Annotated in this window: 6 protein-coding genes; 4 read left to right on the forward strand and 2 right to left on the reverse strand. The window is 66.7% G+C overall.

Annotated features, from left to right (window positions below; all coding sequences use genetic code 11):
* Positions 1-6: 6 nt before the first annotated feature.
* Together QD208_RS01320 and QD208_RS01325 are read right to left on the reverse strand one after the other, a co-directional pair.
* Positions 7-3,549 carry an AAA family ATPase gene (locus QD208_RS01320; protein WP_279835363.1) on the reverse strand — a complete coding sequence of 1,181 codons (3,543 nt, stop codon included), beginning with the start codon at positions 3,547-3,549 and terminating at the stop codon, positions 7-9.
* Positions 3,546-4,964 (reverse strand): exonuclease SbcCD subunit D C-terminal domain-containing protein, encoded by a 1,419-nt coding sequence (locus QD208_RS01325; protein ID WP_279835365.1) that lies wholly within the window; start codon positions 4,962-4,964, stop codon positions 3,546-3,548. The genes QD208_RS01320 and QD208_RS01325 overlap by 4 nt, the downstream gene beginning before the upstream one ends.
* A gap of 415 nt (positions 4,965-5,379) precedes the next feature.
* Here QD208_RS01325 and QD208_RS01330 point away from each other — a divergent pair, with 415 nt between their 5' ends.
* From QD208_RS01330 to recB, 4 genes are all read left to right on the forward strand, one after another.
* A complete protein-coding gene (locus tag QD208_RS01330; protein WP_043333122.1) occupies positions 5,380-5,799 on the forward strand; it encodes a DUF1499 domain-containing protein in 420 nt (139 codons plus the stop codon).
* A gap of 542 nt (positions 5,800-6,341) precedes the next feature.
* On the forward strand, positions 6,342-7,679 hold the full coding sequence (locus tag QD208_RS01335; protein ID WP_052384471.1) for an MFS transporter: 1,338 nt from the start codon (positions 6,342-6,344) through the stop codon (positions 7,677-7,679).
* 205 nt (positions 7,680-7,884) lie between these two features.
* Positions 7,885-11,943, forward strand: a complete 4,059-nt coding sequence (gene recC / locus QD208_RS01340) for an exodeoxyribonuclease V subunit gamma (RefSeq protein ID WP_279835368.1) — start codon at positions 7,885-7,887, stop codon at positions 11,941-11,943.
* Complete coding sequence (recB, locus tag QD208_RS01345) at positions 11,940-16,199, forward strand: exodeoxyribonuclease V subunit beta (RefSeq protein ID WP_279835369.1); 4,260 nt, start codon at positions 11,940-11,942, stop codon at positions 16,197-16,199. Before recC ends, recB begins: the two co-directional genes overlap by 4 nt.
* Positions 16,200-16,201: the final 2 nt, after the last annotated feature.

Raw genomic sequence — 16,201 nt, forward strand, 5'->3', positions numbered from 1 at the left:
CCGCCGCTAGCCTTCGATCTCCAGTCGGCTCTGGCCGTTGCCCGAGGGGCGCACCGCGATACGCACCGGAATGCGTTCATGCATCTCGGCCACATGCGAGATGACCCCGACGCGCCGGCCGCTGGCCTGCAGGCCATCCAGCGCCTCCATCGCCAGGGCCAGCGAATCCGGGTCGAGGCTGCCGAAGCCTTCATCGATGAACAGCGATTCGATGCGCAGCTCACCGGAGGCCATGCCCGCCAGGCCCAGCGCCAGCGCCAGTGAGACCAGGAAGGTCTCGCCGCCGGACAGCGAATGCACGCTGCGCAGCTCGTCACCCATCTCGGTATCCACCACCACCAGACCCAGCGGGCTGGCGCCGCGTGCCAGACGATAGCGGCGAACCAGATTGGCCAGATGCAGATTGGCATGCTCGATCAGGCGCTCGAGATTGAAGGCCTGGGCGATGGTGCGGAACTTGGCACCACTGGCACTGCCGATCAGCTCCGACAGCGCGCCCCAGCGTTCATGGACTGCGCGGGCGCGGGCCAGCTGCTCGCCAAGTTCGGCGCTGCCGCTGCGGCGCTGATCATCATTGAGTATCGCCGCCTGCGCCGATTGATGGGCCTCGCGCACGGCAGTGAGGGGTGTCTTGAGCGCCGCGATCAAAGTGGCCAACGCCTCGCCAAGCGCGTGAGTGTCTTCCTCGGGCTGTGGCTGCGCATGCTCCGGCTCTCCAGCGGCATCTTCTTGCGAGGGTTGCGCATGAGCCTGCAAGCGAGCATGCAGCGCCAGGGCCTGCTGGGCCTGGGCGCGGATGACGCCCGTCTCTTCCGTATCCGACGCACCGTCTCCTGCGGTGCCTTCTCCAGCGGTACCTGCTCCCGGCGTCTCCTCGGCGGGCGCTGCCAGCTGCTCGAGTGCTGCCTGCCAGCTTGAGGTTCGAGCGGCCTGCCAGTGTTTGAGCTGACGCGCATTGCGCTCCTCACACAGGGCATCCGCGCGTGCGACGCGCTCGTGGGCGCTGCGCAGTTGCTGGCGCAGTGCCTGCAACTCGTGATCCTCGACGGCCAGCAACTCCGCGATGCGCGCGTCATCCAGGCCGGGATTCGTTGCCTGCCAATGCGCGCGTTCGCGGTCGAGCGAGTCTTGCTCCTCGCGCAGCTCCGTCTGGCGTTGCTGCAGGTTGGCCTGCTGCTGCGTCAGCTGCTGTTGCTGGTCGCTCAATTCCTGCAGTGCCTGCCGCGCATCCTCTTGCTCGTTGCGCATCCGAGTGGTCAGCGACTCGATCCAGTCGGACCAGTCGCTCACGCTGGCATGCTGCCGCTTGGGGTCTGCGCTCAGCTGCTGGGCAAGCGTGGCGCTGAGTTGCTCGATCTCGCGCGCCAGCGCAGTGATCTGCGTCTTGCACTGTTGAAGCTGCGCCTCGCCATGCTGGCATTGCGTCGTCAGCGTGGCGTGGCGTGTTGCCAGTGCCTGGCGTTGCTCACGCAGCGGCGTCAGCTGACGCAGTGTCGTCACCAGCGTGTTCTGGCGGGTGTCCAGTTCCCCAAGGCGCTGCTCGATCAGTTGCAGTGCGCGGGCAGCCGGCAGCTGCGGCAAGGGTGCAAGCTGGGGCTGCTCCGACAGCGAGTGCCGAGCCAGAAGATCGGTCAGGTTCGTCTGGCAGCTCTGCGCCTGCTGCTGCAGGCGTTGCAGCTCCGTGTGCAGCTGGGCCTGTTCCTGCTGCAGATAGCCGAGCTGCTCCTCGAGGCGGGCGTGCTCGTGACTGGCCGTCTCCATGGCTTGCTGTGCGGTGGCCGTGGCCTGGCGGCGCTGGTCAAGGCGCTCGCGGGCCTGCTGCTCCAGTTGAGCGATCAGCGCCTCGGCCGGTGCGGCCTGGCCGGCGGCGGGGTGTTCGTGGCTGCCGCACACCGGGCACTCCTCGCCCTGGACCAGCCCGCGGCGCAGCGCCATCACGTTGTCGCTGCGTGCCAGACGCTCCTGCTCCTGCTGGCGGCGCTCGGCGTCTTCCTCGTGGCGCGCCTGATCACGGGCCTGCAATGCCTGCGCCTGCCGGCCAGCCACATCCCGCAACGCCTGTTGCTGTCGGGGCAGTTGCTGCTCCAGCTCGACAAGAAGCTGCTGCACCTCATCACGGCGGGCCAGGCCACTGATCTGCTCGCTGAGTACGGGCTTGAGCTCCAGTAGTGCATCGCGCTGACGTTGCAGCTGGTCACGATAGTCTTCGGCATCGCGCAGCGGCTGGCCTGACTCGTCGACCAGCGTCGCCTGCAGCTGCTGGAGTTGCTGCTCCAGCTGCTGGCGCTGACGATCCTGTGTCTCCAGCTCCTGCTGATGTTGGCCGAGCGTGTCGCGCAGGCGTTGCTGTTCACTCTGCTGGCTGGCGTGTGCTTCGCGTTGTTGCGCCAGACGCGAAGCCACCTGACGTGCCTCTTCAAGTTTCGGCAGTTGCTCGCCACGCCAGGTATCACAGCGCTGCATGCGTTCATCGGCGGTGTGCCTGGCGGCTCTGGCCTGCTCAACCCTGGGCGACAGGGCGCCGAGCTGCTGCTCCAGCTGGGCCAGTTGCGTGACCAGCTGCGCATGCTGCGGCGCGATCGCCGTGAGGCGCAGCAGGGCAGGGCGAATCGGCGCGAGGGCTTCCAGGGCGCTGAGTTGCTCGCGCTGACGGGAAAGCGCATCGCTGGCGGCGTGAGCCTCGGTCTGCTCCTGTTGCGCCTGACGCAGCGCCTGTTCGAGCTCGCCCGCCGTGGTGGTCCACTGGTGATAGGCCGTCAGCGCATCATGCTGTTCGCTGAGCCGGGTCATGGCCGTCTGACGCAGACGGACTTCCTCCTCGAGCGCCTGGCGTTCCTGCGGGCTGGCCGGCAGCTGGCCTCCCAGCTTGCGCTCCAGTTCAGTGACGGCCTCGCGGGCGGCGCGCTCGCGCTCATGGGCGGCCATCGAGATCTCGGAGTAATGGCCGGTATCGGTCAGCTTCTCCAGCAACTCCGAGCGTTCATTGTCATTGGCACGCAGGAAGGCGCTGAACTCGCTCTGCGCCAGCAGTACGGCGCGGGTGAACTGCTCGAAATTGAGCCCCAGCCTGTCGATGATCAACGCCTTGGCGTCATTGCTGGTGGTGTTGAGGGTCTGAGCCGGCTGGGTGTCATCGCCGGTGGGCAGCAGCTGGAGATGTTGCTTGGCATTCTGCAGGCGCCCGCCGGGCTTGCCGCGCGCGCGGCTGACCGTCCAGCTGGCGCGATAGCGCAGGCCATCGCGACCGATGAAGTCCACCTCGGCCTTGCCTTCGCCGCAGCCACGCCGGAGCAGGCTGCGCGGGTCCTTGAGCGTCAGCTGATGCTCGCCGACATCCTCCAGCTGGCCGCCACTCGGCGTCTGGCGCAGGCGCGGCGTGGTGCCATAGAGCGCCAGACACAGGGCATCGAGCAGCGTGCTCTTGCCGGCCCCGGTGGGCCCGGTGATGGCGAACAGGCCGGCATCGGACAGCGGCGCCTTCTCGAAGTCGACTTCATGTGCGCCGGCAAGCGACGCCAGGTTGTCGAGGCGCAGGGCGAGAATCTTCATGCCTGACCTCCCTTGGCCTTGTCTGCCGAAGCTGTCTTGTCTATCGAAGCCGCCTTGTCTGGCTTGCGAGCGGGCCGGGTGGTCGGCTCGCCTTCGAGGCGCGTCTCGCGCGCGGCCTCGACCTCCTCGAGCAGCTGGGCGAAATCCTCGATCAGCGTCGGGTCCGGCTCACTGTCATAGGTGGCGCGATAGTGACGCTCGAACAGCCCCATCGGGCCCAGCTCATCGAGCTTCACGCCTTTCGGCGCGCGATGCTCGGCACTGGGGGCCGGGTAGCGGGTGACCAGCTTGATCAGACGCAGCGGCGCGCCTTCCAGCAGTGCCTCGATACGGGCGCGCAGGTCGATCAGCGGGGCTTCCAGCTGCACGGTCACTTCCAGCCACGGCCAGCGTGTCGGCTCGAGATCCGCCTGGGCCTCGGCGACCAGCGCCGTGAGCCGAGAGGTGATCTCGGCCAGTGGCGCAGGCCCGACGCGCGTGAGCGCGACATGGCGGGGCACGCGATGCTCTGCGACCTTCTCCAGGCTTTCATTGTTGAGCGTGACATCGAGGATGCGGTGACCGTAGTCGACCTCGGAGAAGTCCATCGCCAGCGGCGTGCCGCAATAGCGGATGCGCTCCTCGCCGCCCACGCGTTGCGGGCGATGCAGGTGGCCCAGTGCCACATAGGCGATGTCGTCGGGGAACAGGCTGGTCGAGAGCGCCTCTTCGCCGCCCATCAGGATCGGGCGCTCGCTGTTCTCGGACACCTCGCCGTCACGCATGTGGGCATGACCCATGGCGATCAGCGCCTCGCCGGGCTGGCGGGCGGCGCGCGCAGCACTGACCAGCTGCTGGTGCACGCGGGCCACGCCGTCGCGGTAGGCCTCGCTGCGGGTGCGTTCGGCCTTGCCTGCTGCTTCTCCTTCCTGCTCGGTTTGTTCGCCGCTGCTCAGGCCGGTGACCTCGGCCGGGCGCAGGAAGGGCACCGCCAGACACAGGGCGCGGCGCTTGCCGTCACGATCATGCAGGGGCACCAGCAGATGCTGGCAGTCGAGACTGTGGGCATCGCCGCCGTCGGCGGAGTCATCCACCCAGCGCACGCGACCCAGCGCATGGGTCTTGAGACGTGCCAGCAACGCGGCCGGCAGCTCGATGCGGGAGCCGGAATCGTGATTGCCGGCGATCATCACGATCTCCAGCGCCGCGTCCTGCTCGTGGGCGCGCACGATGAAGTCGTAGAGCAGTTCCTGGGCGGCCAGGCTCGGGTTGACCACATCGAACAGGTCTCCGGCGATCAGCAGCGCATCCGGCGCCAGAGTCTTGAGCTGCCCGAGCAGCCAGTCGAGAAAGGCAGCATGCTCGACGTGTCGGCTCTGGCCGTGAAAGCTCTGGCCGAGATGCCAGTCGGAAGTGTGCAGAAAGCGGAAGCTCACGATGGGGTCCTTGCGAAGTCGTCTGGCCGGTGGCTGGGGCTGCGCCTGGGGCAAGCCGGGCCGGGTGAAATGCTGCCCAGTGTACGGTCTGGCTTCGCTGGGGCGGAAGAGGGCACGGCCTCAAGCCGCTCAAGGTGCGGCGCATTATCAGGCAGATGATCTGTATCAAACCCTTCCACGGGCAAAATCGACAAAAGTCGCTACGCTGAAAGTCGAGGCCCTTGTCATTCACCGACAAGCCCACACGATGGCAGCGTGTGGGAGTTGCCTCAAGCGAATCACATCAGCGGAGAAGCCCTCATGGGGCTTTCTTGCGCACAGTCTTCGCAACGTCTTCAAGCTGACTTGGATAACAATCAGGCTGGTGACAGAGGATGCTGTTACCGACGCCCAGAGATGACAGGAAGGATTCGAAATGCGCCAAGGTCTTTTTGCTTCACCTCGTCCCGACAATCTCGGCCTGCATGATGGCATGCTGGCTCCGGCTCCCAGCACCCCCAACGGGGTCAGTTCCCAGGCTACTGACAGCAAGCATTATGTCGCGCCACTCCCGATGCCGCAGGATTGCTGCGTCAGTGCGATGGAGAAGTTGCACGGCATCATAGAATCGATGGGCCATGCTGAAATCGTCAGCGAAGATGGCGGCTATCTGCACGCCGAATTCCACACCCCCGTGCTGGGCTTCGTCGATGATGTGGAAATCGTCTGCAATGAAGAGGAGGGGGTCTGTCATGTGCGCAGCGTCTCGCGCAGAGGGCATTCCGATCTCGGCAAGAACCGCCAGCGGGTCGAGGACATTCGCCAGCGCCTGGAAGGCTGGGGCTACTGCAGCTGACGCTTGTCGATGAACCTGAGCCTCGGGCGTCGCGTCGCCCGTCATGCGAGAGAAGATGGCTCCTCGCATGACGACCACCACGTCCCTCATTGCTTGAACTGCACAGGATGACGTCCACCACCCCGGTCCGCCTTCTCGAGGCGCCGGGGTTTTTCATGCCAACTCTTGGCAAGGCCGGCGTGATTTCCCGCAAGTCCCCTGCCAAACAGTGAGCGAACGCTACCCAGCCAAGGTCGCCTTTGCTACTCTGGACGCGATACATGAGACGCATGATTGCATCGATCTGTATTGTGTTTTTTGCAATGCAGTGATGCGTCGTACGCTGGCAGGATTCCGCATGATCGCCACGCCTCCGGGGCAACCCCGGTGCTTTCAGTCATCATCAGCACGACTTCCGCTCCGTGACCGATGATGTCTCTCGGTTGGATGATGTCTTTCGACAGGATGATGTCTCCCCGACTGAAAGCCTCCAAGACAAGATGTGCGACGCGTGAATCACCCTTGACCATCGCTGGACACCAGCCCCCGCTAAACAGAGATCCATGAACGATTCCGTCCCCGCAGCGGGCTCCGCCTCCGCTGCTCACGATTTGCCCAACGAAAATTCGCTCAAGCGTGGTGACATCAAGGTACTCGGTCTGTCCGCTCTCGGCGGCGCCCTCGAGTTCTATGACTTCGTCATCTTCGTGTTCTTCGCCACTGTCGTCGGCCAGCTGTTCTTCCCGCCCGACATTCCCGAGTGGCTGCGTCAGGTGCAGACCTTCGGCATCTTCGCCGCCGGTTATCTGGCGCGCCCGCTGGGTGGCATCATCATGGCCCACTTCGGCGATACGCTGGGCCGCAAGAAAATGTTCACGCTATCCATCTTCATGATGTCGCTGCCGACCCTGCTGATGGGCATGCTGCCGACCTATGCCGTCATCGGCATGTGGGCGCCGCTGCTACTGATCATCCTGCGTCTGTTCCAGGGCGCGGCGGTCGGCGGTGAGGTGCCGGGTGCCTGGGTGTTCGTCAGCGAGCACGTCGCACCGCGTCACAATGGCCTGGCCTGCGGCACGCTCTCGATGGGTCTGGTGGGTGGCATCCTGCTCGGCTCGCTGATGGCCAGCGCCATCAACAGTGTCTACACCCCGCAAGAGGTCAGTGATTTCGCCTGGCGGATTCCGTTCATCATCGGTGGCGTGTTCGGGCTGTTCTCGGTCTATCTGCGTCGCTGGTTGCACGAGACGCCGGTATTCGCCGAGATGCAGCAGAAGAAGGCGCTGGCCGCCGAGCTGCCCTTGAAGATGATCCTGCGGGAACAGCGTCCGGCGATTGCCGTGGCGATGGCGGTCACCTGGATTCTGACCGCTGCCATTGTGGTCGTGATCCTGATGACGCCGAGCCTGATCGCGGGCCTCGAGGGCCTGAGCCGCGCCGCGGCCTTCTCCGCCAACAGTCTGGCGATCGTGGCGGTGTGCGTCGGCTGCATCGTCTCCGGTTACATGGTCGATCGCATCGGCGCCGGCGTCACCCTGGTGCTGTGGAGCGCCTTGCTGGGCATCACCTACTGGGTCTTCCTCGCCACCATGCACTCAGACCCCAGCCTGCTGGTGCCGCTCTACTGCCTGACCGGCTTCAGCGTCGGCATCGTCGGCGCGGTGCCGAGCATCGCGATCCGCGGCTTCCCGCCGGCGGTGCGCTTCACTGGCCTGTCGTTCTCCTACAATGTCGCCTACGCCATCTTCGGTGGCTTCACGCCGATTCTGGTCTCGCTGATGATGACCGTCTCGCCGCTGTCGCCGACCTGGTACGTGGCGGCGCTGTCGCTGATGGGCGTGGTGCTCGGCCTGTGGCTGGCGATCAGCCCGCGCGGCCGCGAACTGATGCGCATCGTCTGATCAGCGTATCTGGCATCGCAGGATGAGAGGCAGGCCCTTGTGGCCTGCCTCTGTCTGAAAACGCGCATCACCCTCTGGGTGGTGCGCGTTTTTCGTTTGGGCCGGCGCCACGGCGACGCTAGGATAGAGCCATTCATTGTCTCTTCCGCGCAGCGGCTTGCCACGGCCACGATGGCCGGGTTGTCACTCCCAGCAGGATGCCCGCATGTTTACCGTTCTTCACGCCAATCACCTCGAGGACCTGCGCGATCTGGCTCTCAAGGTGATCAAGGCCGCGCCTCAGCCTCCGCTGGTGCCGGAAACCTTCCTCGTCCAGTCCAACGGCATGGCCCAGTGGCTGAGATTGTCATTGGCCGAGGCCGATGGCATCGCCGCCTCGGTGGATTTTCCACTGCCCTCAAGCTTCGTATGGCGCGCCTATCGCGGGGTATTGGGCGGCGTGCTGGGCGACGAGATTCCGGAGCTGTCGCCCTTCGACAAGGGCCCGCTTGCCTGGCGTCTGCTGCGCCTGCTGCCGGGGCTGCTGGCCGATGAATCCCGGGCCGAATGCTATGCGCCGCTCAGGGATTACCTGTGTCGCGACGAGCGTGGCCAGTTGATCGAGGCGGTCGGTGAGGACGCATTGCCAGCGCTGCCCGAAGGCCCCGAGGCTGAGCGTCAGCAGTGGCAGCTGGCCTGTCAGCTGGCGGACCTGTTCGATCAGTACCTCAACTATCGCCCCGAGTGGGTACGCAGTTGGGAGAGCGGGCTTGAAGACGACAACTTCCGGGATGCCTTCGCGCGCCAGCAGGCCGCAAGCGAGCTGCCGGCCAATCTGCTGCCCGACAACCTGCCGCACAGCCAGCAGTGGCAGCCGGCACTGTGGCGAGCGGTACTGGCCGATGCGCCATCCAGCAGCCGCCAGCATCACCGCGCCGCCCTGCATGGTCGCTTCGTCGCGGCGGCGCGCGCGCTGGAGACACTGCCCTCGACACGCCGTCATCCGCTGCCGCCACGCCTGTTCGTGTTCGGTATCTCGGCGTTGCCGGGCCAGACGCTGGATGCGCTGCATGCGCTGTCCGGGGTGATGGACATCTATCTGATGATCACCAATCCCTGCCGCCATTACTGGGGCGATATCGTCTCCGACCGTGAAGCCGTGCGGCGCAGTTCGCGAGCAGACAGCCAGCGCATGGACAGCGAGCGCCTCGCGCAACAGCGTGCCCGTCACCCCGAGGCACCGGCGCTGATCGGGCTGGCGGAGGAGGAGTTGCACCTCAAGGCCAACCCGCTGCTGGCAGGACTTGGCGCACAGGGGCGTGACTTCATCGTCAGCCTGTATGAATTCGAGAGTGCGCTGTCGGGGCGCGACAGCGGCTTCGATCTCGAGCTGGACGTCTTCGTGCCGCGCATCAGCGAGGACACGCCTCCCGAACAGGCACCGCTTCTGCAGCAGATCCAGGACGAGATACTCGAGCTGGTCCACCCCGGCGAGCGTGCGCTGGCCGAGGGCAGTCCGCGGTTGCTCGCGGCCGATGACGACTCCATCAGTCTGGTCAGCGCCCACTCGGCACTGCGTGAGGTCGAGATCCTCCATGACCGCCTGCTGGCGGCCTTCGAGCGGGCCCATGACGCCGAGAAACGCGGCGAGGGCGAGCCGCTACGGCCGCGCGACATCCTGGTGATGGTGCCCGACATCGACCGATATGCCCCCTATATCGAGGCGGTGTTCGGTCAGCTGCCGCCGGGCAATCCGCGCCATATTCCCTTCACCATCGCCGACCGCGTGGCCAGTCAGGCCAACCCGCTGCTCGGGCTGGTGCTGATGCTGCTGGAACTGCCGGAGCGCCGCCTCGGCGTCAGCGAGGTGCTGGATGCGCTGGATGTCGCCGCCTTCCGGCGTCGTTTCGCCATCGAGGAGGGCGAGCTCGAGCGTCTGCGGCGCTGGCTGGCCGACAGCGGCGTCCGCTGGGGACTCTCCGGTGAGCACCGGGAGCAGCTCGGCTTCATGCCCCTCGACGAGAACAGCTGGCGCTTCGGCCTCGAGCGCATGCTGCTGGGCTACGCCACCGGCGCCCCCGCGGCCGGCCGCCCCGCGCAGGGGGGAGTTGGCGATGAGCAGAGCGCCGACCTGATGGACGGCCAGAGGGACGACTTGATGGACGGCCTTGTCGACATGAACGGCCTGAGCTTCGACGGCGTGGTGCCCTTCGATGAAGTGGCCGGTCTCGAGGCCGAGCTGGCAGGCAAGGTCGGCGAGCTGATCGAGAGCCTGGATCGCTGGCGGCGCTGGCTGGATACCTCGCGTACGCCGGCGGACTGGGCCACCACGCTGCAGCGGCTGTGGGAGGAGAGCCTCAGCCCGGATAGCGCCGAGGAATTCGACATTCTGGCACGTCTGCAGGCGGCGCTCTCGCGCCTCGACAAGGGTTGGCAGCAGGCCGGTTTCGATGGCTGTCTGTCGCTCAAGGTGGTGCGCGAGGCGCTACGCGGCGAGCTGGACAGCGGCGGTCTCGCCCAACGCTTCCTCGCCGGGCGCGTCAACTTCGCCACCCTGATGCCGATGCGTGCGATTCCCTTCCGCGAAGTGCACCTGCTGGGCATGAACGATGGCGACTACCCGCGGGTGCGCATGCCGCAGGATTTCGACCTGATGGCCAGCCGCCCGCAGGCGGGCGACCGTTCACGCCGCGACGATGATCGCTACCTGTTCCTGGAGGCGCTGCTGGCGGCGCGGGATCGCCTGTCGATCTCGTGGGTCGGGCGTGACCAGCGCGACAACGGCGAGCGGCCACCCTCGGTGCTGGTCGGTGAACTGCTCGACTACATCGAGCTGGGCTGGGAGCCCGAGCAGCCGCACTCCGCCAAGCGTTCGCGCGAGGCGGCGCTGCGTGAACGCCTGATCACCGAGCACCCGCTGCAGCCGTTCTCGCGGCGCTATTTCCATGCCTCCCAGGCAGCGGTCGTCGATCTGTTCAGCTATGACGCCAGCTGGTCGAGCCTGTATCGCGCGGCGGGTCAGGCTCAAGTGCCTGAAACACTTCAGGAAAACCCAAGCAATGCCAGTCAGGTGAAAGCGGCGGCAGCGACTGCCTTGAGGCAGCTGGTGGAGCAGGCGCCGGAGTTCCATCTGCGCCTCGGCGCCGATTCGCTGGCGCGCTTCCTGCGCCGCCCCTGGCAGCTGGGGTTGGACCGCGTCGGCGTGCGCTTCCGCGATGCCGAGGTGCCGGATGAAGACAACGAACCCTTCGCCCCCGACGGGCTGGAGAACTTCACCCTGACCCGCGAGCTGCTGGACGCCGCGCTTGCCGGGCAGTCACTGCCGCTGGCCGCCGAACGTCTGCGCCGGGCAGGGCGGCTGCCGGCGCTGGGCTTTGCCGATGCCTTGATCGAACCGCGCCTCAAGCGTCTCGACCAGCAGTTGGCCAGCTGGCGTGACCAGCTCAGCGATGCCATTTCGCTGCCGCCGCGTACCCTCGAGGTACCGCTGATCATGCAGGATGAGGGCGGCGAGATGCTGCGCGTGACCCTCACCACGCGTCTGATCAGCCGTCAGCAGCTGCGCGATGACGCCGAGGGCGAAAGCCGCCTGCTGGCCACGCTGGAGGCGACCCACTTCGGCACCCTCAAGCCCGGCAAGGAAGGGCGCTACAAGAAGCTCGGCAAGCCGCATCGTCTGCTGGCCGGCTACCTCGACTGGCTGATGGCCAATGCGCGCCCCGGCCTCGGGGAAGTGGCAGGTGATCAGGACGCAAGCCGTGAAGGCTATCAGTGGCTTGCGGTGTTCGAGGACCGCTGGCTGCTGTTCCCCGCGCTGCGCATCGAGCAGGCCGAGGCCGCGCTGCGCCATATCGTCAAGGCCTATGCCCAGGGCTGGCAGGCGCCGCTGGCGGCCGCGCTGGAACTGGCGACCACCCTCTGGGAGGTGGTGGGCGAGGAGGATCGCAATGCCCTGTTCGGCGTGCTCAAGGCGCAGGCCGCTGACGGCAGCGCAAACCTTGAGACGGCGCTGGCCGCCATTCACAAGCCCTGGCTTGGTGAGAGCCTGACGCGCGCCATGGAAACCCGCTTCAGCGAAGACATCTTCAAGGGCCCCCAGGCGCTCAGGCGGCAGGAAGGCGCGCTGGGCGAGCTGTGGCCGGAGTTCGAGGCCTTTGCACAGGCCGGCGGCGTGCTCAACAGCGTGCAGCTCTACCAGCCGCTGATCGAGAGCATGATCGGCGTGCGTCAGGGCATTCTCGGCGAACGCGCGGTGGAGCTTGCCACCGGGAAGGCGACGTCATGAGCGATACCAGGGTGGAAGACATGCGCGGTGTGGAGAGTGGCGTGAGGAGTGGCATCGCTCAGGACAAGGAAGCGGCAATGAGTGACGAGATGGATCAGAGCCAGCAGGGCCAGGCCCTCGATATTCCGACGCTGCCGCTGCTCGGTCAGCATTTGATCGAGGCGAGTGCCGGCACCGGCAAGACCTTCACCCTCGCCGCGCTCTACGTGCGGCTGGTGCTCGGGCCCTTGCCCGGCCAGGACGCGGGCGTCTGCTATCCGCGCCCGCTGACGCCGCCGGAGATTCTGGTGGTGACCTTCACCGAAGCCGCCACTGCGGAGCTGCGTGACCGCATTCGGGCGCGCCTCAAGCAGGCGCGTGAGGCGCTGTTGGAGCGTGCTAGTCCTGATCCGGTGCTGGCCGAGTTGCTCGCGCCGCTGCTGACATCATCACCTGCCGAGGACACAGCGCGCCTCAAGGCTGCCGCGGCACGGCGCCTCGATCAGGCCGCGCGCCTGATGGATGACGCCGCCATCTTCACCATCCACGGCTTCTGTCAGCGCATGCTCAGTCGACATGCCTTCGATGCCGGCGGGCGCTTCGGCGCCGAGCTGTTGCAGGACGGCCAGTCGCTGCTGGCGCGCTGCGTCGAGGATTACTGGCGCTGCGAGTTCTATCCGCTGGCCCGCGAATGGCAGGCCTTGATCCGTGGGCGCTGGGCCGGGCCCGACGCGCTGGGTGAAGAGCTGCGCGGCCTGCTGCGGGATGGCACGCCACGCCCGCTGTACCGCGACGGCGAATGTCTTGAGGCCCCGGACGACCTGAGCGAGCTGCTCGGCAATGCCGAACAGTGGCGTCAGCAGCAGGAGGCCGCTCGGCGCGCCGTCGAGGAAAGCTTCGATGAGGCGGCTATCCGCGCGGTGATGGGTGAGGCCTTCGCCAGCAAGGCCCTCAACGGCAACAGCTACAAGGAAGCCGAGCTCGAGCCCCGCCTGGCGGCGACGGCCGCCTGGCTGGCCAGCGGCGAGCACGACTTCGCCGCTGACATGCTCGACAGCAAGAAGCTGTGCTGGCTGAGTCAGGCCAAGCTCGAGAAGGGCACCAAGAAGAACTGCCAGACGCCGCGCCACCCCTTCTTCGCGGCGCTGGACATGCTGGCCGAGGTGCCCGCCCCGGACGCCGTACTGCTGGATCAGGTCGCCGTGCACGCGCGTGACAGCGTCGCCCGTGCCCTGATCTGCGAGAAGCGCCGCCTCGGGCTGTGGGAATTCTCGGACCTGCTCAATGATCTCGATCACGCGCTGGACCCGACGCTCAATGGCGAGGCCAGCCAGCGACTGGCGCGCCAGATCCGTCAGGAACTGCCGGTGGCGATGATCGACGAATTCCAGGACACCGATCCGGTCCAGTACCGCATCTTCCGGCGCATCTATCCGCAGACGGCGGGCGATAGCCCGACCGATGACGATGCCATCGGCAGTGATGTCGGCAACGATGCTGGCGAGGCGCCCAGCACGCTGTTGATGATCGGTGATCCCAAGCAGGCTATCTATGCCTTCCGCGGCGCCGATATCGACACCTATCTGGCGGCGCGCAAGGTCACCAGCTCGCGCTTCACCCTGCCGCGCAACTTCCGCTCCAGCGCCGCGATGGTGTCCGCGGTGAATGCCCTGTTCGCCCAGCATCAGGCGCCCTTCGGCAGTGAGGACATTCCCTTCCAGCCGGTCGAGGCCCAGGGCACGCGCACCCGGCTGGTACTGCGTCATGCGGATGGCCGCGAAGAGGCCGCCTGCGCGCTGAATCTGTGGTGGGCCAGCGGTGAGCGTCTTAGCGCCGATGACCACCGCCGCGCCATGAGTGGTGCCTGTCGCGCCCAGATCCAGGCCTTGCTGGAAGGGCAGCAGCGTCTGGCGGCGGGCGAGCCGGGGCTGGTGTTCATGGACGAAGGGGATGCGACGCCGCGTGGCGTGGCCGCCAGCGATATCGCCGTGCTGGTGCGCAACGGCCGCGAGGCTGCAGCGGTACGTAGCGCGCTGGCCGAAGGCGGCATCCGCAGCGTCTATCTGAGCGAGAAGAGCTCGGTATTCGACACACCGGAGGCCTTCGAGCTGCTGCAGCTGTTCGAGGCCGTGGCCCATCCGCGTGATGACCGCCGCCTGCGCGCGGCGCTGGCGACGCGGCTGCTGGCCGAGGATCTCTCGCTGGTCGAACGCCTCGCGGTGGATGAGCTGGCCTGGGAGCGTGAAGTCGAGCGCTTCGATGGCTATCACCGCGACTGGCAGCGGCGCGGCGTGCTGCCGATGCTGCGCGGCGTGATGCGCGATTTCCGGGTCGGTGAGCGATTGGCGGCGCGCGCCGGGGGCGAGCGCGCCCTGACGGACGTGCTGCACCTTGGCGAGCTGGCCCAGAATGCCGCCCAGCGCCTCGATGGCGAGCAGGCGTTACTGCGCTGGTGGCATCAGGCGCTGGAATCCGGTCATGAAGCGCTGGACAGCGATAGCCTCAGTCAGCGGCTGGAAAGTGATGAGGGGCTAGTGCGCGTCGTCACCATCCACAAGTCCAAGGGGCTTGAGTATCCCATCGTGCTGTTGCCGTTCATGGCCAGCTTCCGCGCGGCCGAGCCGGACAGGAATTTCGGCCTGCTGACCCTCAAGCAGCGCTGGCTGGCTTCGGCTGACGTGGAAGGTGATGACGTGGAAGGCGATAACGAGAAAGACGATAACGAGAAAGTGCCTGCTCACAGAGTCGATCAGGAGGATGACGCTCTCGATGACAGCATCCTGGTCAAGAAGCCCTCCAGGGAGGCCATCGCGGCGGCCGACCATGCAAGGCTGATGGAAGACGTGCGTCTGCTCTACGTGGCGCTGACGCGTCCCAAGTTCGCCTGCTGGCTGGGACTGGCGCCCATCGGCAAGGGCGGTTTCAGCAAGCAGCTGAGCCTGCCGTCCACCGCCGTCGGCTACCTGCTCGGCCTGAGTGATACCCCGGACATCGAGGCCAGCGCCATCGAGGCCGCGCTGCTCGGCTGGTGTGAACAGCAGTCTGCCGGCCTGGCGCGCGTTTCCGGCCTGCCCACGCCAGCAGGCCACGAATATCAGCCACCGGCGGAGCGCGATCAGCACTTCCACGGCGCGCGCCACTTCGCGGGCGGTATCGAGGATGACTGGTGGATCGCCTCCTACACCGCCTTGCTCACCGATGCCCGTCAGGTGACGGCGGCGCTGGAAGACACCGCCGATGCCGCGGATGACCGCGTGCCCGAGGGCGCCACCGAGATCGCGCTGGAAGAGGGCGAGCAGGGCCTGACGCGCCCGGACCGCGAGGTGGCCGGGCAGTCCGGCCCGCTGCTGGCTGGCGGCCTGCCGATGACGGTGGGCGAGATCCATCTGCATGATTTCCCGCGCGGACCGCGCCCGGGGACCTTCCTGCATGGCCTGCTGGAGGCGGTGGACCTCGATCGCCTCGGTGCGGATGACTATCGCGGCGAGCTTGAGCGGCTGGTGGGCTCGCGGCTGCATTTCGGTGGCTTCGATGCCAGTTGGCAGCCGCGCCTCACCGACTGGCTGGAGCAGGCGCTGACCCGCCCGCTGCAGGGCTTCGAGGGCGAGCCTATCTTGCTCAACCGGCTGGAGGCCTGGCTGCCGGAGCTGGAATTCTGGCTGCCGGCCGTGCACGCACGCAGTCTGCCGCTGGATGCCGTGGTCACCGCGCTGGAACCGTTGCCGCGCTCGCGTCCCAGACTCGCGCCACGTCGCATGCACGGCATGCTCAAGGGCTTCATCGATCTGACCTTCCAGTCCGGCGGGCGCTGGTACGTGCTGGACTGGAAATCCAACTATCTGGGCGAGCGCCCCGAGGATTATCTTGGCGAGTCACTGGCCCGCGCCATGGTCGAGCACCGCTACGACCTGCAATACGTGCTCTACACCCTCGCGCTGCATCGTCTGCTCAAGGCGCGCCTCGGCGACGACTACGATTACGAGCGCTGCATGGGCGGGGTGCTGTATGTCTTCCTGCGTGGCCTGGATGCCGGCGGTGACTCACCCGCGCTTGCGGTGGATGAGACTGAAGCGACGCCCGGAATGGCGACGCCCGGAATGGCGACGCCCGGAATGGCGACGCCTGGCGTCTTCCAGCGCAGGCCATCACAGGCGCTGATCGAGGCGCTGGATCTCTGGCTGGGCGGCGACAGCTCCGCATTGGACAGCCTGCTCCTCAACACCACCGACACCTCGCCACTCACGCAAAGCGGCCAGCAGGGGGCCTTCGATGTCTGACA

This window comes from Cobetia sp. 29-18-1 (assembly GCF_029846405.1).
Lineage (GTDB): Bacteria > Pseudomonadota > Gammaproteobacteria > Pseudomonadales > Halomonadaceae > Cobetia > Cobetia amphilecti.